This is a genomic window from Streptococcus suis (assembly GCA_024583055.1).
GTDB classification, from domain to species: domain Bacteria; phylum Bacillota; class Bacilli; order Lactobacillales; family Streptococcaceae; genus Streptococcus; species Streptococcus suis_V.
Window position 1 is genome coordinate 1,253,114 of the sequence record CP102145.1, and the last position, 24,392, is coordinate 1,277,505.

The 24,392-nt window shown below is 45.9% G+C and carries 24 protein-coding genes; 7 read left to right on the top strand and 17 right to left on the bottom strand.

Annotated elements, in window-relative coordinates; genetic code table 11:
* Window positions 1-7 precede the first annotated feature (7 nt).
* From NQZ91_06155 to NQZ91_06165, 3 genes are all read right to left on the bottom strand, one after another.
* A complete protein-coding gene (locus NQZ91_06155; protein UUM58828.1) occupies window positions 8-814 on the bottom strand; it encodes a phosphatidate cytidylyltransferase in 807 nt (268 codons plus the stop codon).
* A 9-nt stretch (window positions 815-823) separates the two neighbouring features.
* Window positions 824-1,579, bottom strand: coding sequence for an isoprenyl transferase (locus tag NQZ91_06160; GenBank protein ID UUM56990.1), 756 nt, complete (start codon window positions 1,577-1,579; stop codon window positions 824-826).
* Window positions 1,580-1,736: 157 nt separating this feature from the next.
* Window positions 1,737-2,594: a helix-turn-helix domain-containing protein gene (locus NQZ91_06165; protein ID UUM56991.1), complete on the bottom strand. Its 858-nt coding sequence runs from the start codon at window positions 2,592-2,594 to the stop codon at window positions 1,737-1,739.
* 308 nt (window positions 2,595-2,902) lie between these two features.
* On the opposite strand from NQZ91_06165, the gene NQZ91_06170 reads away from it, so the two are divergent.
* Together NQZ91_06170 and NQZ91_06175 are read left to right on the top strand one after the other, a co-directional pair.
* Window positions 2,903-3,667, top strand: a complete 765-nt coding sequence (locus NQZ91_06170; GenBank protein UUM56992.1) for a YiiX/YebB-like N1pC/P60 family cysteine hydrolase — start codon at window positions 2,903-2,905, stop codon at window positions 3,665-3,667.
* Window positions 3,668-3,679: 12 nt separating this feature from the next.
* The gene (locus tag NQZ91_06175) at window positions 3,680-4,798 is read left to right on the top strand and encodes a hypothetical protein (GenBank protein UUM56993.1); all 1,119 of its coding nucleotides are present in this window, start codon (window positions 3,680-3,682) and stop codon (window positions 4,796-4,798) included.
* A 356-nt stretch (window positions 4,799-5,154) separates the two neighbouring features.
* On the opposite strand, the gene yajC is transcribed toward NQZ91_06175, so the two are convergent.
* A complete protein-coding gene (yajC, locus tag NQZ91_06180; GenBank protein UUM56994.1) occupies window positions 5,155-5,478 on the bottom strand; it encodes a preprotein translocase subunit YajC in 324 nt (107 codons plus the stop codon).
* A 473-nt stretch (window positions 5,479-5,951) separates the two neighbouring features.
* Entirely contained in the window at window positions 5,952-7,244 is a 1,293-nt protein-coding gene (locus NQZ91_06185; GenBank protein ID UUM56995.1) for an adenylosuccinate synthase, read from the bottom strand.
* A gap of 409 nt (window positions 7,245-7,653) precedes the next feature.
* On the opposite strand from NQZ91_06185, the gene gshAB reads away from it, so the two are divergent.
* The 4 genes from gshAB to NQZ91_06205 all read left to right on the top strand — a co-directional run bounded on the left by gshAB (window position 7,654) and on the right by NQZ91_06205 (window position 12,849).
* Window positions 7,654-9,897, top strand: a complete 2,244-nt coding sequence (gshAB, locus tag NQZ91_06190; GenBank protein ID UUM56996.1) for a bifunctional glutamate--cysteine ligase GshA/glutathione synthetase GshB — start codon at window positions 7,654-7,656, stop codon at window positions 9,895-9,897.
* A gap of 78 nt (window positions 9,898-9,975) precedes the next feature.
* A complete protein-coding gene (gene hslO, locus NQZ91_06195; protein ID UUM56997.1) occupies window positions 9,976-10,842 on the top strand; it encodes an Hsp33 family molecular chaperone HslO in 867 nt (288 codons plus the stop codon).
* On the top strand, window positions 10,835-11,839 hold the full coding sequence (gene dusB / locus NQZ91_06200; protein UUM56998.1) for a tRNA dihydrouridine synthase DusB: 1,005 nt from the start codon (window positions 10,835-10,837) through the stop codon (window positions 11,837-11,839). Before hslO ends, dusB begins: the two co-directional genes overlap by 8 nt.
* A 185-nt stretch (window positions 11,840-12,024) precedes the next feature.
* Window positions 12,025-12,849: a C39 family peptidase gene (locus NQZ91_06205; GenBank protein UUM56999.1), complete on the top strand. Its 825-nt coding sequence runs from the start codon at window positions 12,025-12,027 to the stop codon at window positions 12,847-12,849.
* Window positions 12,850-12,910: 61 nt separating this feature from the next.
* Here NQZ91_06205 and pnuC read toward each other — a convergent pair whose 3' ends face one another.
* The 6 genes from pnuC to NQZ91_06235 all read right to left on the bottom strand — a co-directional run bounded on the left by pnuC (window position 12,911) and on the right by NQZ91_06235 (window position 18,404).
* Window positions 12,911-13,714, bottom strand: a complete 804-nt coding sequence (gene pnuC, locus NQZ91_06210) for a nicotinamide riboside transporter PnuC (protein ID UUM57000.1) — start codon at window positions 13,712-13,714, stop codon at window positions 12,911-12,913.
* Window positions 13,715-13,729: 15 nt separating this feature from the next.
* Window positions 13,730-14,767 (bottom strand): AAA family ATPase, encoded by a 1,038-nt coding sequence (locus NQZ91_06215; protein ID UUM57001.1) that lies wholly within the window; start codon window positions 14,765-14,767, stop codon window positions 13,730-13,732.
* 60 nt (window positions 14,768-14,827) lie between these two features.
* Window positions 14,828-17,278 (bottom strand): ATP-dependent Clp protease ATP-binding subunit, encoded by a 2,451-nt coding sequence (locus NQZ91_06220; GenBank protein ID UUM57002.1) that lies wholly within the window; start codon window positions 17,276-17,278, stop codon window positions 14,828-14,830.
* A gap of 4 nt (window positions 17,279-17,282) precedes the next feature.
* Window positions 17,283-17,741, bottom strand: a complete 459-nt coding sequence (locus NQZ91_06225; GenBank protein UUM57003.1) for a CtsR family transcriptional regulator — start codon at window positions 17,739-17,741, stop codon at window positions 17,283-17,285.
* 179 nt (window positions 17,742-17,920) lie between these two features.
* On the bottom strand, window positions 17,921-18,181 hold the full coding sequence (locus NQZ91_06230; protein ID UUM57004.1) for a type II toxin-antitoxin system RelE/ParE family toxin: 261 nt from the start codon (window positions 18,179-18,181) through the stop codon (window positions 17,921-17,923).
* A gap of 1 nt (window position 18,182) precedes the next feature.
* Window positions 18,183-18,404, bottom strand: coding sequence for a DUF6290 family protein (locus tag NQZ91_06235; GenBank protein UUM57005.1), 222 nt, complete (start codon window positions 18,402-18,404; stop codon window positions 18,183-18,185).
* A 279-nt stretch (window positions 18,405-18,683) separates the two neighbouring features.
* Between NQZ91_06235 and NQZ91_06240 the strand changes: the two genes are divergently transcribed.
* Entirely contained in the window at window positions 18,684-19,019 is a 336-nt protein-coding gene (locus NQZ91_06240) for a thiol reductase thioredoxin (protein UUM57006.1), read from the top strand.
* Window positions 19,020-19,139: 120 nt separating this feature from the next.
* Here the strand turns inward: NQZ91_06240 and purR are convergent, their stop codons facing one another.
* From purR to rpe, 6 genes are all read right to left on the bottom strand, one after another.
* Window positions 19,140-19,958: a pur operon repressor gene (purR, locus tag NQZ91_06245; protein ID UUM57007.1), complete on the bottom strand. Its 819-nt coding sequence runs from the start codon at window positions 19,956-19,958 to the stop codon at window positions 19,140-19,142.
* Window positions 19,959-20,049: 91 nt separating this feature from the next.
* On the bottom strand, window positions 20,050-20,934 hold the full coding sequence (locus tag NQZ91_06250; protein UUM57008.1) for a phosphotransferase: 885 nt from the start codon (window positions 20,932-20,934) through the stop codon (window positions 20,050-20,052).
* Complete coding sequence (locus NQZ91_06255; protein UUM57009.1) at window positions 20,931-21,875, bottom strand: 3'-5' exoribonuclease YhaM family protein; 945 nt, start codon at window positions 21,873-21,875, stop codon at window positions 20,931-20,933. The genes NQZ91_06250 and NQZ91_06255 overlap by 4 nt, the downstream gene beginning before the upstream one ends.
* Entirely contained in the window at window positions 21,865-23,103 is a 1,239-nt protein-coding gene (gene rmuC, locus NQZ91_06260) for a DNA recombination protein RmuC (GenBank protein ID UUM57010.1), read from the bottom strand. The genes NQZ91_06255 and rmuC overlap by 11 nt, the downstream gene beginning before the upstream one ends.
* Window positions 23,104-23,736: a thiamine diphosphokinase gene (locus NQZ91_06265; protein UUM57011.1), complete on the bottom strand. Its 633-nt coding sequence runs from the start codon at window positions 23,734-23,736 to the stop codon at window positions 23,104-23,106.
* The gene (rpe, locus tag NQZ91_06270) at window positions 23,729-24,388 is read right to left on the bottom strand and encodes a ribulose-phosphate 3-epimerase (protein UUM57012.1); all 660 of its coding nucleotides are present in this window, start codon (window positions 24,386-24,388) and stop codon (window positions 23,729-23,731) included. Before rpe ends, NQZ91_06265 begins: the two co-directional genes overlap by 8 nt.
* Between the last annotated feature and the right edge of the window lie 4 nt (window positions 24,389-24,392).

Here is a 24,392-nt window from a genome sequence, read left to right on the forward strand (position 1 = left end):
AACCTCCTTAAAATAAGCCGAAGAAGTGCATGATTGGAAAGACAAAAATGACACTGTCAAAACGATCCAAGATTCCGCCATGCCCTGGAATCAGATTACCAGAATCCTTGACACCAAAACGGCGCTTGATAGCACTCTCAACCAGATCTCCAAACTGGGCCACGACAGAAAATACAGCCGCCAAGACCAGCATCAAGGGAATTGAATAGACGTCACGAATTTCCTTGGAGAAGATGAGATATATGGCTGCCACTACAACTGCCGAAGCAATCCCACCGAGAAAACCTTCAATAGATTTATTAGGTGATACCAGAGGAGCCAGCTTGCGTTTGCCAAACTGACGACCAAGCATATAGGCACCGATATCCGTCGCCCAGACAAGCAGCAGGGCAAAGAATAGCTTGTTGAGACTATCCATACGCGCCAGGGCCAGATTGTGGAAACCAACCCCGATATAAAAACTGCTGGCAATAGGATAGACCACTTCTGAGTAAGTATAGGTGCCTATATGGAAGACGATGGAACCCATCAGAATAAAGACAATGACCGTAAAGGCCACATAGTTCCCATCCGTCGGCAAAAATGGCAGATAGTTCTCAAGCGGAAGGGTCAAGACAAAACTTCCCAGCATGGCCAGGATACCCTCAATGGAATTAGGCGCCAGCTTGTACATCCGCATCAATTCCGCAGTAGCCAGCATGGCCAAGAGCCCCAGCACCAACTGGAAGGTCACCCCACCAATATATATAACAGGGATAAAGAGGGTCAGTGCAACGACCGCCGATATCACCCGTGTTCTTAGTTCCTTTGTCATCATTTCTCCTTACACACCACCAAATCTTCTATGGCGACGATTGTATTCTTTTATGGCTAATAGCAGAGCTTCTCCATCAAAGTCCGGCCAGGCCACGTCAGTGAAGTAGAGCTCACTGTAGGCTATCTGCCAGGGCAAAAAATTACTGAGACGGAGTTCACCACTGGTCCGAATGACCAAATCAGGGTCTCGCAGGGAAACCGGCAAACTACCTGTATACAGATAATCAGCAATCAGCTTGTCATCAATATCCCCTGGATTGAACTTAGCATCCAAAATATCCTGCGAAATCGCCTTAATCGCACGAGACAGCTCATCACGACCGCCATAATTCAAGGCAAAATTGAGGATGAGACCGGTATTTCTCCTGGTCTTTTCTTCTGCCATCCGCAGTGCCTTCAAGGTCGCCTCTGGCAGGCGAGAATGGTCACCAATCATCTGGATTTTCACATTGTTGGCATGAAGCTCCGGCACGTATTTATCGTAAAATTCAACCGGCAAATTCATGATAAATTTGACTTCCTTCTCAGGGCGGGACCAATTTTCCGTTGAGAAGGCATAGACTGTCAGGACCTTGACCCCTAGTTTAGACGCTGTTTTTGTTACCTTTTGCAGGGCATCCATACCGGCCTTATGACCCATAATCCGAGGCTGCATCCGTTTTTTGGCCCAGCGCCCATTCCCATCCATAATGATGGCAATATGTTTGGGCACCTCCACAGGCGTCTCAAACTTCTCTTTTTTCTTAAAATTCCACTTAAACATGACTTTTCCTCAAGCTATAATCAGTCTATTATACCACAGTCTCTAGTTTTTAAGCAAAAAGCACATCATGAGGATAAGATAAAAACCAAGGATTCCCCTGGTTTTTCTGTCCATATTGTTCTAACCGAATATTTTGAGTTTGAGACAGGATTAGAAACTAATGTTGCATAAAGCTACGGTCAATCTCCATTTTAATTTGCTGCAAGGCAAGATTATCACCGCATAGTTCAAGTAAATCGACACCTTTTTCAATCAGAGATTGGTTTGATTGGCAAATGCCTAGTCGAACCCATGCAAATCCTAAAAAATCGTAACGTTTCGTTTTTTGAGCAACATCCAGCATTCTATCAGCAAACTCAGTTGCCTGTTTTATTCGTCCGTTAGCTAGATAAACCGTCGATAGGTTAGCATAAATACCAAACTTTTTATCAATCACCTCTATAAAGCCGTCATACTTATCAAGTGTTAGTAAAATTTTATCTGTCAAATACTCCAACGACTCAAATGATAAAGAAAATAACACTGCTGTCAAAAATTTCAAATCACTCAAATACCAAGTATCATGTTTTTCCAAATAAGTAAGAATTTGATCAACAAATTCTTGGCGCTCCTCCACCTTCTCAGTCAAACCATTTTCTCGAATATGATTAACAAGTCGCAAGCGTAAAAAAATATTTTGGATGGTAATATCATGACTCCTTTTCAAATACCGCTCACAGTCCTCCAGTATATCGCGGATTCCATTAGTTCCAAGCAACGCTGGAATATCTTGCATTTTGTCCAAAATTTTTTGGCGTTCCGATGGATGATAAAGATTACAAATATATACAAACTCTTCGACAGTCATATCTATTTGGTCCAGTAAGTATAGCATGTGTTCAAAGCTAGGAATTGATTTACAATTTTCGAACTTAGATAAGGAGACACGTGAAATCTCATTACCACAAACATCCTCCTGACTCAAACCCTTAGACTTTCTAATATCTCTATAAACTTTGCCAACATCCCATCTCATAGTAATCCTCTCTATACTTTGTAACTAAAGTTTACATTTTATATAAGCTCTTTTTATTTATGTTAAAATTATAACATAAAATACAACAATACCGGAGGTATGTTATGAAAAAGTTTCAATTTCATTACTTTATACTAGCCTTATCAATGGTTATTACTACGCTTTCAGCTAGCGATTTCCCTTGGTTTTGGTGGCTATAGATATTTATACTTTAGAAAGTCTAGGTGATTCCCATGTACTAAAGTTTCAACCACATCTCTAATTTCCCCCAGAAAAGACCGTCATCTTTATCTGAGCAAATTCAAAAGATGACGCTAGCTATTTCAATTTTCTTTGCTTCCAATAAGGAGGAATTCAAACTGAAAAATAAAAAATTATTGACAGCTTTCTCTGTCCTCTGTCTATCCTTGGCTTTACCTGTAGCTACAATAAAAGCTGAAGATAGCACTGACTTATATCGTGATGCTAATACTTCTGTCGGAAATGATGTACAACTAACTCCTGAGCAAGAGTCTATTCTGGAAAATATGCCTAATTTAGAGCAGGAATATTTAGAATATGGTTTAACAGCACCTGTACAGGCCGATGTCAAAGATCGCACCCGTGCCCGCATCGGAACTTGGAGTTGGCGTGATGGACTAATCTGTGTTACCACCCAAGGCTTCGGAACCAAAAGTATTAATACATGGCATGCCGCTATTGTTGCCCCTCAAGATGTTCATGTTGTAGCTGAAGCTCCTAGAAAAGGCGAAAATATTAGACTTAAAAGCGGAGAATGGACTAGCAGTTCCCACACAATCTGGCAAGTAGGTGTGAATGCAACTAGTGTGCAACAGGATTGGAACGCCGGACATTGGGCAGGACAGCAAGTTGGGAAACCTTATAACATCAACTTCTGGAATGCCAGACAAACAGGAAGTTTTTACTGCTCTCAATTAGTTTGGGCAGCTTACTATTATACTGCTGGTGTTGACTTAAATAAAAGCGATAACGATGCTGGAGCAGCTATTGCTATCCATCCTGGTGAGTTTGTAAACAACCCCAAAACAACCATTGTCTATAGGAACCGATAATGGAGGTGGTTTATGAAAAGGTTAAAGAAAATACTTTTATTAATTGTCGGATTGATGATAGCCATAAGTATTTATTTAATTGCAACCAAAATTCTATCCAATCCGACAATAGATATTAACTCTGAGGCAGATTTCTATATCATCAGCAATAACAATATCACTGGATACCGCTTTGAAAACAAGGAATTTATTCCCGTCTCTACAAACTCAATTGAGCTTGTAAAAGGGCAAATAAACCCTACTGTCCATCGTGCAGAATTGGAAAATCGTTATTTGGTTTTTTCAGAAGAAGGTCCTCCGTTAGGGGTTGTCGGACGGATTATTTCCATTGATTTTGAAGATGGGAAAATTCGATATAACAAAACACCTGAGTATGCCTACACCTCCTCGGGTCAATATCAAAATCTTTACTTCACATCTGAAGCCAATACAGGAGAAACCTTCATCGCCTCATTTGATTCGAATCTAAACAAAAAAAACAAATATATTTTTGAAGAACCCCTACTAGGAAATGATTTTAAAGCAGATGGAGACTATATCTACTTTCTGGGCACAAAGGTACATGGACAAGGAACTTTTCCTACAGATCTATATAAATTGTCTATCAATAATGGTGAAATACGTTTGGAAAGCAAGGAGACTCTTTTTGAAAACTCAGATACCACCTATTCTTTTGAAGACACTATTATAAAAAACAACAGTCTATTTGCTGTTGTGAATGGGCGCCGAGATTCTCCCTATGCGTCATGGGTACCCATTGGTAAAATTCTCCACTATGACTTAGACTCTAAGCAAAGTGAATTTATTGATTTACCTGAAATTTCACCAACCAACATCTACGACCTTGGTCAAGATATATTGGCAATAGAACACGAACGAAATGACTCTGGCAAGGTCTGCTTTAGCCTTTTCAATACCCGTGATTATTCTACTCAATTCGTAGACCTTTCTCAATATGGTCTTTCTAGTAATCAAGCTTACATAAAAGATGTAAAAAGAATTAATTCTGACACAATTCTCATACTAGCTGGAAATCAATTAATTGCATACAATACAGACGCAAACGAAGCTGTTACTTCTATGGACTCTATCGAAGAAAACTCGTTTCACATTTGGTCAAAATTTAGATAAAGTTTGTTTGTAAGTATACTTTTCAAAAATATACAATATTTACCGCTGCGGAGAGGTACCGCTACCACAGGAAGCAGTTGAAAAACTAAACAATTAGCAATAACGAATCTTAGTAAATTCCTGCTAATACTCAAAGAAAATCAAAAGTAGCTGAGCCTAGGAAACGAAGTTGACGATAGAACTTAGGTTCATTGATAAGAGTTGAGAGTGGATAAGATGATTCTCCAAGAGTGAAATTTCTCACTTACAGAACGTAACACTCTCATGCAACCCATCATCTATCTCTATACCTACCTATACACAAAAAGAGTTATTGACTCCCAAAATTAGCTGGGCAGTCAATAACTCTCTTTTCTTCACTCTTCAATGACTGATTCTTGAACAGGTGCAGCGACTTCTACAGCTGGTTCTTCTGCCACTACTGTTGTCGTTGCAGCCGGTGTCACACGATTGCGAATGGCACCACGTTCGAAGGTCAAATAAACACCGTCCACATCCAGAACGACCTTCTTGTCGTCGATTTCATCAACGATACCAAACAAGCCACCTATGGTCACGATTTCGTCACCTTTTTTGATTTGACTAAGGGCGTCTTGGCGCTGTCTCTGTTGCTTACGCTGTGAATAAAACATGAAACCAACCATAGCCACCATGATTAGGGGTAAAAATAAACCTTCCATTTGTAAACCTCTTTATTTTATAGAATCTAGTAAAATCTATTATAGCAGAATATCAAAAAAGAACAAGTTCAGATAGAACTTGCCCTTTAATCTTTAATTTGAATATAGATCCAACACGGTTTCGGCAATCCAAAAAAGAGCTAGACCTGAACAAAGCAGCAATACCACCCCTACTATTATCAAGAAGGTTCTCCATCTTTTTGACAGTGGAGCAGAAATTCCATAACCAAGGCTAAAGCCAAATATAGGAAAAACCAAGGGTCCAATAAAGGGAAATAGGAGCAGACTTAGTAAGGAGCCTATCAAATAGTAACGATGTTGCTGTTTATCCTCCATACGTGGCAAACTCCAAGCAACCACGAAAACCAGGTAGCCCACCAATATGCTGAATAAGAACAGGACTCCAGTAACACCCAATATGAGGAACATACTATTTTTCTCCTCCTAACTCTACTGATTTCCCGCTCAATATCCTATTTAGAACTCCAGACACTTTCAAGGATGTTGGTTTGTTCGCGACCTGGTCCTACCGAGAACGTTGAGATACGAACGCCGACCAATTCGCTGATACGACGAACATAGTTGCGAGCTGCTTCTGGCAATTCATCCAAGCTACGAACACCTGTGATGTCTTCTGACCAACCTGGCATTTCTTCGTAGATTGGTTTGCAGCGTTTGAGTTGCTCTAAACTTGCTGGGTAGTGGTCAATCCGCTCACCATCCAAGTCATAAGCCACGCAGATTTTCAAGGTCTCAAGACCTGACAAGACGTCAATCGAGTTGAGGGACAAGTTGGTAATACCTGACACACGGCGGCTATGGCGCATCACCACTGAGTCAAACCAACCGACACGGCGTGGGCGACCTGTTGTCGTACCGTATTCTTTACCGATTTCGCGGATACGGTCTCCGATTTCATCGTGCAATTCAGTTGGGAATGGTCCGTCACCAACACGGCTAGTGTAGGCCTTACATACACCAACAACCTTGTCAATCTTGCTTGGACCGACACCGCTACCGATCGTCACACCACCCGCAACTGGGTTTGAAGAAGTAACGAATGGATAGGTACCTTGGTCAATATCCAACATAACTCCTTGTGCACCTTCAAACAAGACACGTTTGCCTTGGTCCAAAGCATCGTTCAAAATAACAGATGTATCTGTTACATATTTCTTGATTTCCTGACCATAAGCGTAGTATTCTTCAAAGATTTCATCAAACTCAATCGGAGTTGACTCATACATTTTCTCAAACAAACGGTTTTTCTCAGCCAAGTTTGTTCTCAAACGCTCCGCAAAAATCTCCTTGTCCAAGAGGTCTGCGATACGGATACCGACACGAGCAGCCTTGTCCATGTAAGCAGGACCGATACCCTTGTTGGTTGTCCCAATCTTGTTCTCACCTTTGGATTCTTCCTGCAACTGGTCCAATTTGATGTGGTAAGGCAAGATAACATGAGCACGGTCTGAAATACGCAAATTATCTGTCGTCACACCTGAATCGTGGAGGTAGTTGATTTCCTTAACCAAGGATTTTGGATTGACAACTACACCATTTCCGATAACCGAAATCTTTTCTGGGAAGAAAATTCCAGACGGAATCAAGTGCAACTTATACTTGGTGCCGTCGATGACGATGGTGTGACCGGCATTGTCACCACCTTGATAACGTGCGATGACTTCCGCATTGGCAGAGAGGAAATCCGTGATTTTGCCTTTTCCTTCATCGCCCCACTGGGTTCCAACAACAACTACTGATGTCATAATTTAAGATACCTAGAACACCGCCAAATCGACTAGAAAGTCTGCCTTTAAACCTTTGACAGCTCCAACTTTTCCTTGGTGTCCAATTCCTTTCAAACACTTCTGGCAGGAATTTCACCTGCAAGTTTCGTTTACAATCTATTCTATCAAAAAACGAACGTTTCATCAAGAAATAGCCCGTATTTCAAAAATAACGAACTTTTATTTTTTGACTGTTTCTAAAATAAGCAAAATACGATTGTTGGTGCTGTTTTTACAAAAATATTATGTCCTTTGATGGAAAATTCCGAAGTCTGAACCTTGCCTTTGGTCGGTTTCTCTGGATTTTCAAGCCAAAACGTAGCGAAAATTTGTATTTCTTCAGCAAACTAGATAAAATTGGAATAAGAAAATAACAGGAATAGACACTATGCTGAAACACTTACCCTCTACCGCACCCATTCTTCAAGCAACTTTTGGCTTAGAAAGAGAATCTCTGCGGATTAACACTGAAAATCGTGTGGCTCAGACGCCCCACCCTGAAAAACTAGGTTCACGATCCTTCCATCCCTATATCCAGACCGACTACAGCGAGCCACAGCTAGAGCTGATTACGCCTGTTACCCAGTCGACCAAAGAAGCGCGTCGCTTTTTGGGCGCCATCACAGACGTTGCCTGTCGATCCATGAACAAGGACGAATACCTTTGGCCCCTGTCCATGCCTCCTCACATCACCGAGGACGAAATTCAAATCGCCCAGCTAGAAAGCGAATTTGAGTACCAGTATCGGGTCGGTTTGGGGCAACGCTACGGCAAGCTCTTGCAGTCCATGTCGGGCATCCATTATAACTTTGAATTGGGCAAAGACCTGATCCAGCAACTATTTGAGACCAGCAGAGAGACGGATAGCGAGAAGGATTTTGTTACCTTCAAAAATGCCCTCTACCTAAAACTGGCCCAGAATTTTCTCTATTATCGCTGGTTCTTGACCTATCTTTACGGGGCAAGCTCAATGGCGGAGAAGGATTTTTTTGCGGATGACATTGGTTGCGTTCGTTCCATTCGTAATTCCCAATACGGCTATGTCAATGCGGATGATATTTGGATCTCTTTTTCATCACTGGAACAATACGTCACAGACATGGAAGAGGCAGTGACCGACGGCCGCTTGTCTGCGGAAAAAGAATTTTACTCTGCTGTCCGTTTGCGCGGGGCCAAGGCCAGTCGCGACTATCTGACCAAGGGCATTTCTTATTTGGAGTTTCGGACCTTTGACCTCAATCCCTTCGACCAACTGGCCATCAGCCAAGGGACCTTGGACACAGTTCATCTCTTCATTCTCGCCCTCTTGTGGCTGGATGATTTAACCGATGTCGACGCACAATTGGCGCAGGCCCATCAGCTTAACAACCGCATTGCCCTCAGCCATCCCTTGACACCTTTACCAGCAGAGGCGGATAGCCAAACCATTGTTCAAGCCATGCAAGCGATTATTGACCATTTTGGATTGGACAGCTATTATCAAGATTTACTGACGACTGTTCAAGCCAGCTTGAGCGACCCGAGCCTGACTTTGGCAGGGAAATTGTTGGAAAAAGTCAAAGACCGGTCCCTTCAAGAATTTGGACGCAAGCAAGGTCTAGCCTTTCAAGATTACGCTTGGTCTGCGCCTTATGCCCTCAAGGGCTATGAAAATATGGAACTCTCCACCCAGATGATTCTCTTTGACGCCATTCAGATGGGACTGCAGGTCGAGATATTGGATGAAGAGGACCAATTTCTCAAGCTTTGGAAGGGTGACCATGTCGAATATATCAAAAACGGCAACATGACTTCCAAGGACAACTACGTCATTCCTCTGGCCATGGCCAACAAGGTCGTAACCAAGAAGATACTGGACCAGGCTGGTTTCCCAGTGCCTGCGGGAGCGGAATTCTCTCACAAGGAAGAGGCCCTGCGGTATTACGGACAGGTAGCCAGCTCTGCTATTGTTGTCAAACCCAAATCTACCAATTTCGGACTAGGCATCTCTATCTTCCAAGAACCGGCAAGCCTTGCGGACTATGAAAAAGCCCTTGACATCGCCTTTTCGGAAGATAGCCATGTGCTAGTGGAGGAGTTCGTGGCGGGAACCGAGTACCGCTTCTTTATCCTTGATGGCAAGTGCGAGGCTGTCCTGCTCCGCGTCGCAGCCAATGTCGTAGGGGATGGACAGTCAACCATCCGAGAATTAGTGGACCAAAAAAATCAAGATCCCCTGCGTGGCCGTGACCACCGTTCACCTCTGGAAATCATTAACTTGGGCGACATCGAACTGCTTATGTTGGAGCAACAGGGCTACACACCCGATACAGTTTTGCCAGAAGGCGTCCAAGCCTTTCTGCGTGGCAATTCCAATATCTCCACCGGTGGTGACTCTATTGATATGACCGACCAGATGGACCAGTCCTACAAACAACTGGCTGCCGCTATGGCAACTGCTATGGGAGCTTGGGCCTGCGGTGTAGATTTGATTATTCCTGACCGCACTAAGCCAGCCAGCAAGGAAGAGCCCAACTGCACCTGTATCGAACTTAACTTTAACCCTGCCATGTACCTGCATACCTATACCTACGCAGGACCTGGTCAGAGCATTACACCGAAGATATTACGGAAGTTGTTTCCTGAACTATAAACTGGCTAGTCATAGTCAGTTTTTTACTTTCGGTCACTCCCTTTCCCCATTTTCCCCACTTGTGCTATAATAATCCTTATGGATAAAATTATTAAGACTCTATCAAAAAGCGGGCATTTCCGTGCCTTTGTGCTAGATAGCACAGAAACCGTGAAAACAGCCCAAGAAAAACACGATACTATGGCGTCGTCCACCGTTGCTCTGGGTCGCACCCTCATTGCCAATCAGATTTTGGCTGCCAATGAAAAAGGCGATACCAAAATCACCCTGAAAATCTTGGCCAGCGGTGCTGTTGGGGCTATCATCTCTGTTGCCAATACCAAAGGGCAGGTCAAGGGCTACATTCAAAACCCAGACTTGGACTACAAACGGACGACGACTGGCGAGGTTATCGTTGGACCACTTGTAGGCAATGGTCAATTCCTGGTCATTACAGACTACGGAACTGGCCACCCCTACAATTCCATGACGCCATTGATTTCTGGTGAAATCGGTGAAGACTTTGCTTATTTCTTAACAGACAGCCAGCAAACACCTTCTGCGGTGGGACTGAATGTCTTGTTGGACGAGGAAGACAAGGTCAAGGTAGCTGGCGGCTTCTTGCTCCAAGTTTTACCAGGTGCGACTGAGGCTGAAATTGTCCGTTTCGAAAAACGCATCCAAGAAATGCCTGCCATTTCAAGCCTGCTGGCTTCTGAAAACCACATAGAAGCTCTGCTATCCGCCATTTATGGCGACGACGACTTCAAACGCCTATCAGAAGAAGAAATCGGCTTTGTCTGCGACTGCTCTAAAGACCGCTTCCTCGATGCTCTAGCCAGCTTGCCAAAAGCGGACCTGCAAGAGATGAAAGAGGAAGACAAGGGCGTGGACATCACCTGCCAATTCTGCCAGACCCATTACCACTTTGACGAAAACGATTTGGAGGAACTCATCAATGGCTAACCTCAATACCCCTTTCATGATTGGTGATGTGGAAATCCCCAATCGCTGCGTGCTGGCCCCAATGGCCGGCGTGACCAACTCGGCCTTCCGCACCATTGCCAAGGAAATGGGCGCAGGCCTAGTCGTTATGGAAATGATTTCTGAAAAAGGCCTTCTCTACAACAACGAGAAGACCCTCCACATGCTCCATATAGACGATAACGAATACCCTATGTCTATCCAGCTCTTCGGTGGCGAGGCTGAGGGCCTCAAACGTGCAGCTGACTTCATTCAGAAAAACACCAAGGCCAATATCGTAGATATTAACATGGGTTGCCCTGTCAACAAGGTCATCAAGAACGAGGCTGGTGCCAAGTGGCTCAAGGACCCTGACAAGATTTACCACATCATCAAGGAAGTGACTTCCGTCCTCGACATTCCCCTGACCGTTAAGATGCGGACCGGTTGGAATAATACCGACCTGGCGGTCGAAAATGCCCTGGCCGCAGAAAGTGGCGGTGTGGCTGCCCTGGCCATGCACGGACGGACCCGCGAGCAGATGTACACAGGAACCGTTGACCTAGAGACCTTGACCAAAGTAGCTGGCAGCCTGACCAAGATTCCTTTCATCGCAAACGGCGACATCCGCAATGTAGAAGATGCCCGCCAGCGTATCGAGGAAGTTGGGGCTGACGCTGTCATGGTCGGCCGGACCGCTATGGGAAATCCCTACATCTTCAACCAGATTAACCACTATCTGGAAACGGGTGAAATCCTACCCGACCTATCCTTTGAGGACAAGCTCAATGTCGCCTTTGACCACCTAACCCGCTTGACAAATCTCAAGGGCGAAAGCATTGCTGTCCGCGAATTTCGTGGTCTAGCGCCCCACTACCTGCGTGGCTCAGCTGGTGCCGCTAAAATCCGTGGTGCCGTATCCCGTGCCGAAACCATCGAAGAAGTCCAAGAACTCTTCGACCAAGCACGCGCTGCCTATCAAGCAAAACAAGTTAAATAAACAAAAGGAGATCAGTTCCAGCTGGTCTCCTTTGTCATCTCCGCAAAAGACGTGTTACTAAATAAAATATAAAGAAATGGTTGGGCATTCCTCAGCCATTTTTTATGGATAGTTCTTGCCAAATACATATAATTATAATATACTAATATTGTGAAATGCTTTACAAAATCCTCCAGGAGGTGGCTATGAAATCAAAAGTTATTCTTATCAGTCTCTGTCTGTCTTCTTTAGCTCTCATTCTTGCCTCTGCCAGCTTTTTTCTGCTTGTCCCTCGGCAGGAGCAGACCTCCCCTGAAGTAAAGGCGACAAGTAGCTCTGTTGTCAAAACAAGTGGAGAACAGACTAAAAACCCTAGCTCTTCAAGCTCCAGTAGCTCTGCCATTACCCAAGAAAATGAACCAAATGAGACCACACCGAGTTCCGAACCAGAGCAGGAAAAGCCGGCATCCAAGCGAATCAAAAAACAGCTAAGTGTCCAACCGCAAATCCAAACTGTCTGGAACTATTGCGCTCCGACGACTGTCAGTATGATGCTATCTAGTCAGGGCGTCCATGTTGGGCAGAAGCAGTTGGCGTTTGAAATGGGAACCTACGAGCCTTTTGGCACCCATAATCGTGACGCCATTCGCATCCTCAATAAACATCTTTTCGGCTATGAATATCCTACAGATGGTCAGGCTGGCTATCGGCTGGCGACGGTGACGGACCCTAATCCAGCTGGACAAGAGATGGCCTTGTTTAAGCAGAGGGTCAGGGAAAATATTGATGTTGGCTACCCTATGTACTATACTTTTGACTCCGCTGTGATGTATCCTGGTAAAAAAGGGGAGCACAACGTCATTGGTATTGGCTATCTGACCACAGAAGACGGGAAGGATATTGAGCAGCTCTACTACCTCGACCCCTCTCCCAATGTCCAGGACCCTAGATACGGTGGGCTGAAAGTCACTACGCCCGAAGAACTATTCCAAGCCCTGATGACCTGTGAAGAGCCAAATTATGGCTGGTAGCAATAGCAAAACCTCCGAATGCTGACTCGGAGGTTATTTTTGTATTTAAGTTTTTAATTTCCTACCCCTTTTTCATAGCCTTGGACCATTGGTACCAGCCGACGACACTATTGAGAGCGTAGACCCAGTACATGGCCTGCATGTGGATGGAATTTCCCCACCAGAGGTAGATAGAAAAGAGGTTGGTCGCAATCCAGAAGAGCCACTGTTCCCTGTAAAGATAAGTCATGAGAAATTGCCCTGTCCAGTTGGTTCCGTCTGTCACAGAATCTCGGAAGGGTCTGGCAGATCCGATAGATTGGTAGAGAAGACCAAAAATCCCCCAGACAAGAGCCGTGAAGCTCAGCCATTTGACCCAGCCAAAGAAAGACAGGCTGCGAGTTTCAAATTCGCTGATTTCAGGCGTCTCATCCTCGGTTTCATTGACACGGGCAGCCAACCAAGTATAAAGGCCGATAGGCTGCATGACCAAGAAGAAAACAGCTGTCATCACTTCCCCATAAAAGGCACTATTATAGGAAAGCACAAAGTAAATCAGACTGTTGATAAAACCAAAAACATAGTTACTAGCCCGGCCTTCTGCTACCATTATGACGCAGACAATCCCCGTCCAGGAGGCAAAGAGCCCCATCCAGTCGTGTTTGTCGCTACCGCTGGTAAACTCTAAAATCAGCGGCACACTGGATAGACCGATGAGATAGAGCCATTGAAAGGCTGTCCGTCCCAAAAACATATCCGCAAAGGCTGCCTTCAAGAGCCCGAAAAATCCTAATTCCTTGGCTGCCTGGCCTAATTTCGCAAAGGTGGCAGGGACATTTCGGATGCCCTCCACCCAGCCAGTCAGTATCTGTTTTATTTTTTCCATATCTCCTATTTTCTCCTAAAATTCCTGATAGATGGCATCAATCAGATCAATGGATTTTTGATAGTTTTCCAGATAGGACCCACCGATAAAGGCCAAATGCGCATCTGGGTGATTTTTTGCCACTAATTTTTTCAATAACTCCGTAAAAGCATGGCGAACTTCCTGGTCGGCCATAGACATGTCCCGAAAACCGTCGTCCACATAGTTACCTGTCGGCAGGACAAAGATAATCAAGTCCCACTTTTCATTCTTGACCGTGTCAGCACAGAGGGAATGGAAGGAGCTGGAGCTTTCGCCGATATAATAGTTATAGTAGGCCTCGGTCACAGTCGCATTGGTATCCGCAATGACCAGCCCACGATTGGTGTCTGAGTCAATCAAGTCAGAGGTCTGGCGATACTGGCCCGTCAGCAAGTAATTGTAATCCTTGCCTGTCAACTCATCGTCACGAACATTGTAGCGCTTTTGGTAATAGCGGGCGTACTCTAGGGAGACAGGACAGGAATAATAGCGTCCCAAATCCTTGACCAGGGTAGTCTTGCCGTTTGAGGCCGAACCAACCACCAAGACATTTTTTGAAAAATGCCGTCTGAAGGGCTTGGCAATCAGGTTCCAGTGCTTGGCTGGATTTTCCCGAATTAGGGTAGCCGAAATACCGAAATTACGCTCGGTGAAAGATGCTCTGAAGCCACGCTCTTCCAGCTCCGCAGAGTATTCTTTTTCAGAAACATAGAAGACCAATTCCTCGTCTTCGCCAGCCTGCACCAGCTGTTGTAAGGCCTCTAGCCAGGGCGCCCAACCTTCTGGATAAGGAGGCATGCCTGTTTCGTCTAGCTTATAAACCGAAATCAAGGACTCGTCATTAAAAGTTTCACGAATATAGCGAAAACGCTTTTGCAGACCCAGGCCAATCTTGTCCCCACGGTCATTTTCATAACCAGATACGATGACCACCGCTCGGTCACAGGCTCGCTTGGCCCGCTGGATTAGGTCAATGTGACCCTTGTGCATAGGCGCAAAGGTCCCAAAAATAACAGCAACAGTTTTTTTCATAAGATACCTATTTACATTTTATATTTTAGGAAAATGACGAATACGTTCTCCCTTTCCTTCTTACACTATGTCAAATTTCAATTGGCCAGCTTTGACGCCCACTTTAAGGGTTTGACCGCCAACCAGGTCACCACGCAAGAGCATTTCTGCCAATGAATCTTCCAGCTTGGTCTGCAAGAGACGGCGGAGCGGACGGGCACCCATTTCTGGATCGTAGCCTTCTGTCGCTAGGAGTTTGAGAGCAGACGGTTGCAACTTGAGGGTCAGACCACGCTCGGCCGTGATAGCTATCAGCGGCTGCACCATGACCTTGACAATATCCTGCATATCCGCTTCAGATAGGCTGTGGAAGACAACCTTTTCATCAATACGGTTGATAAACTCTGGGCGGTAGGCCTTTTTCAATTCCTCGAAAATCCGTTTTTCCACATGCTCCTGGCTCTTGGACAAATCAAGGGCACCAAAACCAACCGTCTTGTCGTCCCTCAGGGCAGTTGCCCCAAGGTTGGAGGTCATGATAATAATCGTATTAGAGAAATCTACCTTACGCCCCTTGTTGTCTGTCAAGACACCGTCGTCCAAGACCTGGAGGAGGACATTGAAAATATCTGGGTGGGCCTTTTCAACCTCGTCAAAGAGAAGGACAGAGTAAGGCTTGTTGCGGACTTTTTCCGTCAACTCGCCACCCTCTTCATAGCCAACATAGCCTGGAGGCGCACCGTTGAGGCGGCTGGCCGCAAATTTCTCCATATACTCGGACATATCAAAGCGGATTAGTGCCGACTCATCATCAAAGAGGACTTCTGCCAGGGCCTTAGCCAGCTCGGTCTTGCCGACACCTGTTGGCCCCAGGAACATAAAGGAACCGATTGGACGGCGACCGGTCCGAATGCCAGACTGATTGCGTCGAATGGCTCTGCTGACGGCTGAGATGGCCTGGTCCTGACCGATGACCCGCTTGTGGAGTTCTGCTTCCAGGTTCAGGTATTTCTTGGCATCTGTCTGGCTGAGTTTCTGCACTGGAATACCCGACAGGCGACTGAGGGTCTCCAAAATATCTGCCTCCGTCACTTCTAAGTCGTAACCTTGGCCGGCTTTAACAGCCTCTTTCTCAGCCAGGAGGAGCTTGCTGACCGTTTTGTATTTGCCAGCCATGAGGGCCTGGTCAAGGACTGTCAAGCCTGTCGCAACTGGCTGACCCTTGACACGGTTCTGCACCCTTGCCGCTGATTCGTCTAGTAAGTCAATTGCTGAATCCGGCAGGCGTTTGCTAGTCAAATATCGCTTGGCATAGGTCACGGCCGTCTCTACAGCACTATCTGTGATTTGGACCCTGTGGTATTTTTCAAAAGTCCCTTTGAGACCTGCCAAAATGGCAATGCTGTCCGCCACTGTTGGCTCTTCGATGATGACCTTGGCAAAACGGCGAACCAGAGCAGCATCCTTTTCGATATGTTTCTGATATTCCGACTGGGTCGTCGCACCAAGCGTCCGCAGAGTGCCACGCGCCAGAGCAGGCTTGAGGATATTGGCCGCATCCATGGTCGAATCAATCCCAGAACCAGAGCCCATAATAGTATGAAGCTCATCGATGAAAAGAATCACCTGACCATCTTCTTCGATGTCGTTTATGATATTGTTCATCCGCTCCTCAAAATCCCCACGGAAACGGGTCCCAGAAACCACACTCATCAAATCCAGCTCCAAGACCCGCATCTTAGCCAGACTAGGCGGAACATCTCCCGACGCTATACGCTGAGCAAGTCCCAGGGCCAGGGCTGTTTTCCCGACACCCGCATCACCGACCAAGACAGGATTATTCTTGGTCTTGCGCGATAAAATCTGCACCATACGCGAAATCTCAGTATCACGACCGATAACAGGCTCCATCTTGCCTTCACGAGCCAAGGCAGTCAAGTCACGGGTGTAATCTTCCAAACCACCTGTCTGGGGCTGAGGCATACCGCCACCCATCATCTGCCCCATGGTCTGTTGAGGAGCCTTGCGCCCCTTCAAGGCCAGACGAATGGCCTTAAGATCTTCCTTGTTGAAGCCTGCACGGGTCTCAAGATTTTTCCGCAAATCTAGCAGGCGAATCTTATCATCCGAGTCTTCATGGTGAAAACCAACCTTGTCCAAAATCTGACTGGCCACTGTTTTCTTGTCCAAAAGCATGGCTAGGAAAAGATGCTCTGTTCCTACTTCCTTAGCCTTGACGGCCTGCGCAATGGTTTTGGCATTGGCTGCCTTCTCATCCAAACGCTTGGACGACGGCAAAATCTTGAAGGACTCTATGTCCTCCTGATAGACTTTTTCGGTCACGACAAAGGTAGCATGCTCATAGTCTGCCACACTAGGTGGATAATCTGCCAGAACCGCTCCAGCCACCGTATCTTGGTTGATAACAAAGGCCAAGAGCACATGCCAGGTCTCCAACAAATCACTACTATAACGTTGGGCAATCAGCTGGGCATCCTCAAAGACCCGTTTCAATCCCTTTGAAATATTCATTCCCCTAATCCTCTTTCCTATCTAAGCGCCGTAAAATCTGACGCATCATGCGGGCCCGGATACCTGCCGCTTCCTTGCCGAGCACCTCATCTGTACCCGTCGCAAGAAACAAATTGCCCTCTCGTTCTGTCATCAATTTCTCATCAAACAAGAGCTGTAAAATATCATTATAAACGGTCGCAGACAACTGGTCGCCCATATTATTTAACAAATCACGAACCAATTCATGCTTGTCCGAAAAGGTAATGCGGCCAATTCGGATATAGCCTCCGCCACCGCGTTTACTTTCCACAATATAACCCCGACTGGCTGTAAACCGTGTCTTAATGACATAGTTTATCTGACTGGGCACGACCTCAAACCGACTAGCCAATTCACTCCGACGGAGTTCCGCCACATTGACCTGCTCCAAGATAGCCTTGATATGCTCTTCGATATAGTCTGATGTATTTTTCATCGCCATGGAATCGCCTCTTTCTTTGACTTTCTTTGACCATTATACCCTAAAAAGAGGATTTTTTAAAGTAAAACTCTTTTCCAAGCAAATGGGAACATATAATATGCCTGAAAAACATTTATTTTTTAGTTTTTCTTCAAAATATCTACCAAGCAAGGAAAACAATAAAGACTGGTCAAACCAGCCTAATAAATATCTTTACGGTGTCCAAACTCAAGGGCCAGAATAACCAGCTTATCCTCTTGAATATCGTAAATCAGTCTGTAATCGCCGATACGATAGCCCCATTCATTAGCTCGGTTATCTGTCAAGCCCTTGCCATGCTGCCTAGGATTTTCTGTACCGTCCAGATGTTTGTCAATCCAGGTAAATAGTAACCTCTGTACCTGCTTATCCATTTTACGAATCTGACGCTGTGCTCTTTTGGAATAGTCAATACGGTACATGTTAAAAACCTAGCTCTTTCTTGAAGTCAGCGTGCGAAATGGTTTCAGGGTCGTCTTGGTACTCCTTATAGGCTTGGTGGTAGATTTTTAAATCAAACTCATCTTCTATAGTCCGCTCCAGCGCCTTCTTAAATAAACTCGAGAGGCTTTGGCCTGTCAACTGCGCGTAACTTTTGAAAAAAGTTTCCTCTTCTTGGTTCAATCGAACTGTCACTGTACTCATGCTTATCCCTCCATTATGTTACATTGTAGCACATTTGCCAAAAAAGGCAAACTATCCCCCCTCTTATATGGTTCTACTTACGCCAATTCTGCGCCCTCTATTTTTTCCCCACCCTGTCCGACGCTCTAGGAGGCCAGTGACGTCAAGAATTAGAAGACGGTTCAGGAGTTACAAACACGGGACAAGAGCAATAACTACAGAAGATAAAGCTCCCAACGTAGCAGACTTTTGTAATTCTTGCTAAATTCTTCTATAATGTAAAAAAAAGAGGTGAACATTATGGATTTCCAAACTTACATCGAAGATTTTACAACTGTTACTGTGCAAGAGGCTGAAAAGCTCTTGGCAGATAAAGAGGGGGACATTCTCTTCATCGGTCGCGCCACCTGCCCCTACTGCAATCGCTTTGTACCGAAACTCCACAAGGTCTCTCAGGAAAATCAGCTGACCATCAACTTCCTGGACTCTAGCCAGATGAGCCCAGCTCTTCAAAACCTTCGTGACCACTACGGTGTCCCAACTGTACCAGGTCTCCTCGTCGCCAAAGCAGACGGTGTCCAAGTTCGTTGCGACTCTAGCATGACGGAAGAAGAGATTTTGAATTTCCTTTCTTAATTCAGCACAAAAGCACTGACCATCACGGCCAGTGCTTTTAAGGAGATTATGAAAAATATTTAGGATTGGTATTAGTATACCCCAAATTTTCCATCTCTCCATCAGTCTTGAGACGGATTATTACTTGCTATCAAAAATATTTCCCAACTCAACGTCCACTCGGTTTTCTTTGACATTGATATCGGTCACGGCTAGCAGAGACTTGTAGTTAGCCACACTGCGGTCGCCTTTTTGATTTTCCGCAAAAACTGCTACACCGACCAAGGTCGAGTCAAACTCTGTCAAGAGGCTAATCATACCGTTGATAGTGCCACCATTTTTCAAAAAGTCATCGACAATGAGCACCCGGCTACCGGCCTTGAGACTGCGCTTAGAGAGGAACATCTTCTCGATCCGGTCGCTAGAACCCGACACATAGTTGACCGAAACGGTCGAACCTTCAGTAATTTTCAAGTCCCGACGAACGATAACAAAGGGAACATTGAGGACGTTGGCAACGGCATTGGCCAAAGGAACCCCCTTGGTCGCCACGGTCATAACAGCATCAATCTTCTCTGCCTTAAAGGCATCCGCGATAATGCGGCCAACATTTTTTAATACATGGGGCGTCGACAGCAAATCCGACGAATAAATATAGCCACCAGGCAGGATACGGCTACTTTCCGCCATCTGATTGCGAAGGCTCTGGGCAATCTCGATCGACTCTTCCTTAGAAATAGACGGCGTAAAGACAACACCCCCACTAGCACCCGTAATGGTCTCGATATGTCCGATAGAGCTCTCTTCAAAAGCTTTTTTGATAATGGCAATGTCCTCTGAAATCGAAGACTTGGCTGATTCGTACTTTTCCGCAAAGGTATTCAAACTGGTTAATTCATAGGGGTGGTTAATCAGGTAATTGGAAATAACCACCATCCGTTCACTTCTTCTTAATTTCATAACAATTTCCTCTTTCACTTTTTTTCATTATACCACACCAACACACAAAAAGCGAACTTTTTCTATCAAGAAAGTCCGCTTTTTTCGTTTTTTATCTGTTTTTACCTAGATACCAGGAGGGAATGACCTCCTTATAGCCCTGATACCAATCAAAAAGCTGTTTAGCCTGCGTTTTCATCAGAGGAATCTGGTCTGGATTCACCTCTTCCGCCCAGACCAAGGCTCCAATGCTATTGACCGTCAGATAAAGGGCCAGCAGCTGCCAAAATTCTTCTGGAATAGCCTCTTCAAAATAGGCATCCAGCATCCCTCGAGCCAAAGCTGGAGAAGTTTCCACTGTAAATATCAGTCGATTGAACTCCTCCCAAGGATCGCCCTTGTCAAAACGATCAAAATCCAGCAGGTAAAGCTGACCATCCTGGCCCACCAACATATTCCCATCATGGAAATCCCCGTGGTGATAAGCAATCGGACGACCCCCTACCAAGTGACGACTGCGCTCGATGAACTCCAACATAGCCTGCCCCTGCTCATAAGCATGGCTAGCAGTCTGGTAAGCCGCAGTCTTTTTGTCAATTTTAGCCTGATAATAGCTCTCCCAATTCAAGCTAGTCTGGTCAATTGGGATTTGATGAAGGACTTTTAATAGCTTCCCCGCTTGGCAACCTAGCTCATAGAGAGTTTCATCCGACAAATTCGGAGCCGCTTGTCTCAAATCCTCCCCCTCAATCCACTCAAAAATCTGGTAGACTGACTGACCATCATAAGTCAATTCGACTGTTTTTTGCACTGGCAAATTCCTCTCAAACAAGATTTTGAGTAGGGCAAATTCAGCCTGCTTATCGGCCAACTTTTCCACAAGCGCAATCCGTAATAAAAATTTCTGACCATGTTCATCCACAGCCAGAAACTTTTGGTCAGCAGACCAGCCCTTGGTGATGGGCTGGCACGCAATCAATTTGGTTTTCATCTTCATTGGTCAATATCCGGTTTGTAGAAGGCGCGATTGTCCATGGCAAAGATACGGCTGGTCATCTCGCCCGGTCCCACCTTTTCCAGAGCCGTCAGCATCATCATCATTTCCGCATCAATGTTGTCAATCATGTGGAGAATTTCTGCCTCCATGATTTGCGGACGAACAGGACTACCATATTCCAGCAAACCATGATGGCTGAGAATGACATGGCGGAGAACGGTTACATCTTCCAGACTATCATCAATGCCCAATTCCATCAGAACCTTGGTAATTTCTTCATCAATCAAGGAAATGTGCCCAATCAGATTTCCCCGAACAGTATAGCCCGTATTGTCTGGACCTGTCAATTCAATGACCTTGGCTAAGTCGTGCAACATAATCCCGGCAAAGAGCAGGCTCTTGTTGAGCTGCGGATAGACATCGCCAATCTTGTCCGCCAGACGAACCATGGTCGCCGTGTGGAAAGACAAACCGGAGTAAAAGGCATGGTGATTGGTCTTGGCCGCTGGATAGGAATAAAATTCCTTTTCGTACTTGCTGTAGAGAGCCCGAACGATGCGCTGCCAAGTCGCATTTTCAATCTGGAAAATCATCTGACTCAGGTAGTCCTTGGTATCCTTGACATCAACAGGCGGTTTTTCCTTGAAATCCGCTGGATCATTTGGCTCGCCAGCTTTCGGCAAACGGATCACCAACTGATTGACCTGAGGCGTATTATTGTAAACCTCGCGGCGTCCTTGGACATGAACGACCACTCCAGCCACAAAATCCTTGATTTTTCCCGGTTGGGCATCCCAAACCTTGCCATCAATCTCGCCCGTATCGTCTTGGAAAGTCAGGGCTAGATAATCCTTGCCAGCTCTGGTCTGACGAACATCGGCTGACTTGATCAGATAAAATCCTTCGAAGAACTCATCTGCTTTCATTTGGTTAATTTTCATCTAAATCCTCTTCTAATGGGGACAGGCCGAGCAGACCCTTGGTCTGGTCGTCTTCGTAGAGTTCAATGGTGCGCAGGGTCCGCTCAATGGCTGACGTCCGTGTCGTCAGGAGCTTGTCAATATTGGAGCTAGCTTGGTTAATCTGGCGCTGGGCCTTGATTAATAGATCGCTGAACTTGCCAAATTCCAGCTTGACATTGCCTAAGACCTTGCTGATGTCGTCGGCCGACCGCTGAATATTAAGGGTCTTAAAGCCGACGGACAGGGAATTGAGCAAGGCAGATAGGGTCGTCGGACCTGCCACTACAATGTTTTCCTGCCGGCGCAGGTCATCAAAGAAAATGGGATTGCGGACCACTTCCGCATAGAGCCCCTCGGTTGGCAAAAAGAGCACACCAAAATTGGTCGTTTCAGGCGGGTTCAGATACTTGCTCTGAATATCCTTGGCAAAGCGCTTGATAGCCGCCAACAGTTGCTTGCGGTGAAAGTCAATTTGGTCCCTGTCGCCGGTTTCATAAGCATCTTCCAAACGGTAATAATCCGCCAGTGGAAACTTGGAGTCAATGGGCAGGTAGACATAATCCTCTGCTGATTGCCCCGGCAACTTGACAGCATATTCGACCCGCTCTCCGGAACCCTTAACCGTCGCAAATTCCCTCTCGTACTGGCTGGGCGTCAAAATATCCTCGATAATCTGTCCCAGCTGGAGCTCACCCATGATGCCTCGCGACTTGGTTCCGGACAAAACCTTATTGAGGCTACCAACATCACGCGCCACTGTCTGCATCTCACCCAATCCACGATTGACAGATTCCAACTGCTTGGACACTGTTTCAAATGAGGCTTGCAGGCGAGTTTGCAGGGTTTTTTCTAATTTTTCTTCCACCGTCTGGCGCATCTCTTCCAAGCGTTTTTCGTTGGACTCCTGAATGGCTTGGAGGCGCTGGTCAGTGGCATCACGATTTTGCAGGAGACTGTGGTGAATATCCTGCCGAATGTCTGTTAATTGTTGATAGAGTTCGCGCCGGAGTTCATTGACTTCGCGACTGAGAACCTGTTGCTGCTTGAGACTGGTTGATTCCAATTGATAGGTCAACTGGTCCGACAATTGGTCAGCAGTGTCCTCGGCCTGGTCTTGCAACATCAGAGACAAGCTCTGCCATTTTCCATAGAGAAAGACCAAACCGACCACCACCAAAAGCAGCAAGATGATTTGTAGTATTTCCATCTAATCCTTATCCTTGCTGTAAATCAGGACCACATAGCCTGTGTCCAGACTGATGTCCATGTCCCTACCTATAAATTCGTTAGAGGCGTAGCATTTTTTGTAAAAATAATTTTCGTCGTCCAAGGGATACTTGGCATGTTTGATGGTCAAGCGACTGCCGTCGGACGGCATGAAGGAAATATAGGTCATACCCGCAATCGGTGAAATCCTGTGCTGTCCAGCAGGCCGAAAACGAATGACATTCTGCTGGTCCACTAGCTCGATATGCTCCATAAATGGCGCCAAATCAGGTTCTGCTGCCAGAAACAAATTGGTCATGGCATGGTCCATTCGACCGCCAAAGGCTGCGTAAATCTGAACCTGTGCCGTTTGATGCCGCTTGAAAATCTCCTTGAGCGCCAATTCCAAGTCCGTATCATCCTTCTCAGCTGGGGCCTTGATAACCAGCTCTGCTCTTTCCTCAATCCGCGATAAATCCGCTGGGCTGACCGAGTCAAAATCGCCAACTGCCATATCAAGAGGAAGGTCATTTTCCAAAAGCCGTAAACAACCCGCATCTACGCCCACATAGAGGTCCACAGGCGCAGGCAAGCTTTCAAACTGTCCACCAGCGACGACTGCGGCCCTAATCACGAAGAGCAGCTCTCAACTTGGCAACATTGGCCTCCAAGTCACCCTTGAAGAGGAAGGAGCCAGCCACAAAGACGTTAGCGCCCGCGTCCTTGGCAGAATGAATGGTCTTATCATCAATACCACCGTCGACCTCGATGTCAAAATCCAATCCCTTAGCCTTGCGCATTTCCACCAAGGCTGCAATCTTTTCAGCCACCTCTGGAATGTAGGCCTGACCGCCGAAGCCCGGATTGACTGTCATCAGGAGCACTTGGTCCACCAAATTGAGCACAGGCTCAATGGTCACCAAAGGCGTACCCGGATTGATAACCACGCCAACCTTCATACCCGCCGCATGGATTTTCTGCAAGGTTCCATGCAGATGTAGGGTCGCCTCAGCGTGAATGGTTAAAATATCCGCACCCGCACGGGCAAAGGTTTCGATATGATTTTCTGGATTGGACACCATCAAATGGCAGTCAAAGACCAGTTTGCTATGGGGACGCATGGCAGCCACCACGTCGGCACCGAAACTGATATTGGGCACAAAATGACCGTCCATGACGTCGATGTGGACATATTCAACACCAACCGCCTCTAGGCGCTCCAGTTCTGATTGAAAATTTGCATAATCTGCCGCCAAGATAGATGGCGCAATCTTGTAATGTGACATAGGA

Bases quoted from the DNA above. Each gene is read 5' to 3' on its own strand.
- NQZ91_06155 (UUM58828.1), bottom strand. From the start codon at position 814: ATGACAAAGGAACTAAGAACACGGGTGATATCGGCGGTCGTTGCACTG.
- NQZ91_06160 (UUM56990.1), bottom strand. From the start codon at position 1,579: ATGTTTAAGTGGAATTTTAAGAAAAAAGAGAAGTTTGAGACGCCTGTG.
- NQZ91_06165 (UUM56991.1), bottom strand. From the start codon at position 2,594: ATGAGATGGGATGTTGGCAAAGTTTATAGAGATATTAGAAAGTCTAAG.
- NQZ91_06170 (UUM56992.1), top strand. From the start codon at position 2,903: ATGACGCTAGCTATTTCAATTTTCTTTGCTTCCAATAAGGAGGAATTC.
- NQZ91_06175 (UUM56993.1), top strand. From the start codon at position 3,680: ATGAAAAGGTTAAAGAAAATACTTTTATTAATTGTCGGATTGATGATA.
- yajC (UUM56994.1), bottom strand. From the start codon at position 5,478: ATGGAAGGTTTATTTTTACCCCTAATCATGGTGGCTATGGTTGGTTTC.
- NQZ91_06185 (UUM56995.1), bottom strand. From the start codon at position 7,244: ATGACATCAGTAGTTGTTGTTGGAACCCAGTGGGGCGATGAAGGAAAA.
- gshAB (UUM56996.1), top strand. From the start codon at position 7,654: ATGCTGAAACACTTACCCTCTACCGCACCCATTCTTCAAGCAACTTTT.
- hslO (UUM56997.1), top strand. From the start codon at position 9,976: ATGGATAAAATTATTAAGACTCTATCAAAAAGCGGGCATTTCCGTGCC.
- dusB (UUM56998.1), top strand. From the start codon at position 10,835: ATGGCTAACCTCAATACCCCTTTCATGATTGGTGATGTGGAAATCCCC.
- NQZ91_06205 (UUM56999.1), top strand. From the start codon at position 12,025: ATGAAATCAAAAGTTATTCTTATCAGTCTCTGTCTGTCTTCTTTAGCT.
- pnuC (UUM57000.1), bottom strand. From the start codon at position 13,714: ATGGAAAAAATAAAACAGATACTGACTGGCTGGGTGGAGGGCATCCGA.
- NQZ91_06215 (UUM57001.1), bottom strand. From the start codon at position 14,767: ATGAAAAAAACTGTTGCTGTTATTTTTGGGACCTTTGCGCCTATGCAC.
- NQZ91_06220 (UUM57002.1), bottom strand. From the start codon at position 17,278: ATGAATATTTCAAAGGGATTGAAACGGGTCTTTGAGGATGCCCAGCTG.
- NQZ91_06225 (UUM57003.1), bottom strand. From the start codon at position 17,741: ATGGCGATGAAAAATACATCAGACTATATCGAAGAGCATATCAAGGCT.
- NQZ91_06230 (UUM57004.1), bottom strand. From the start codon at position 18,181: ATGTACCGTATTGACTATTCCAAAAGAGCACAGCGTCAGATTCGTAAA.
- NQZ91_06235 (UUM57005.1), bottom strand. From the start codon at position 18,404: ATGAGTACAGTGACAGTTCGATTGAACCAAGAAGAGGAAACTTTTTTC.
- NQZ91_06240 (UUM57006.1), top strand. From the start codon at position 18,684: ATGGATTTCCAAACTTACATCGAAGATTTTACAACTGTTACTGTGCAA.
- purR (UUM57007.1), bottom strand. From the start codon at position 19,958: ATGAAATTAAGAAGAAGTGAACGGATGGTGGTTATTTCCAATTACCTG.
- NQZ91_06250 (UUM57008.1), bottom strand. From the start codon at position 20,934: ATGAAGATGAAAACCAAATTGATTGCGTGCCAGCCCATCACCAAGGGC.
- NQZ91_06255 (UUM57009.1), bottom strand. From the start codon at position 21,875: ATGAAAATTAACCAAATGAAAGCAGATGAGTTCTTCGAAGGATTTTAT.
- rmuC (UUM57010.1), bottom strand. From the start codon at position 23,103: ATGGAAATACTACAAATCATCTTGCTGCTTTTGGTGGTGGTCGGTTTG.
- rpe (UUM57012.1), bottom strand. From the start codon at position 24,388: ATGTCACATTACAAGATTGCGCCATCTATCTTGGCGGCAGATTATGCA.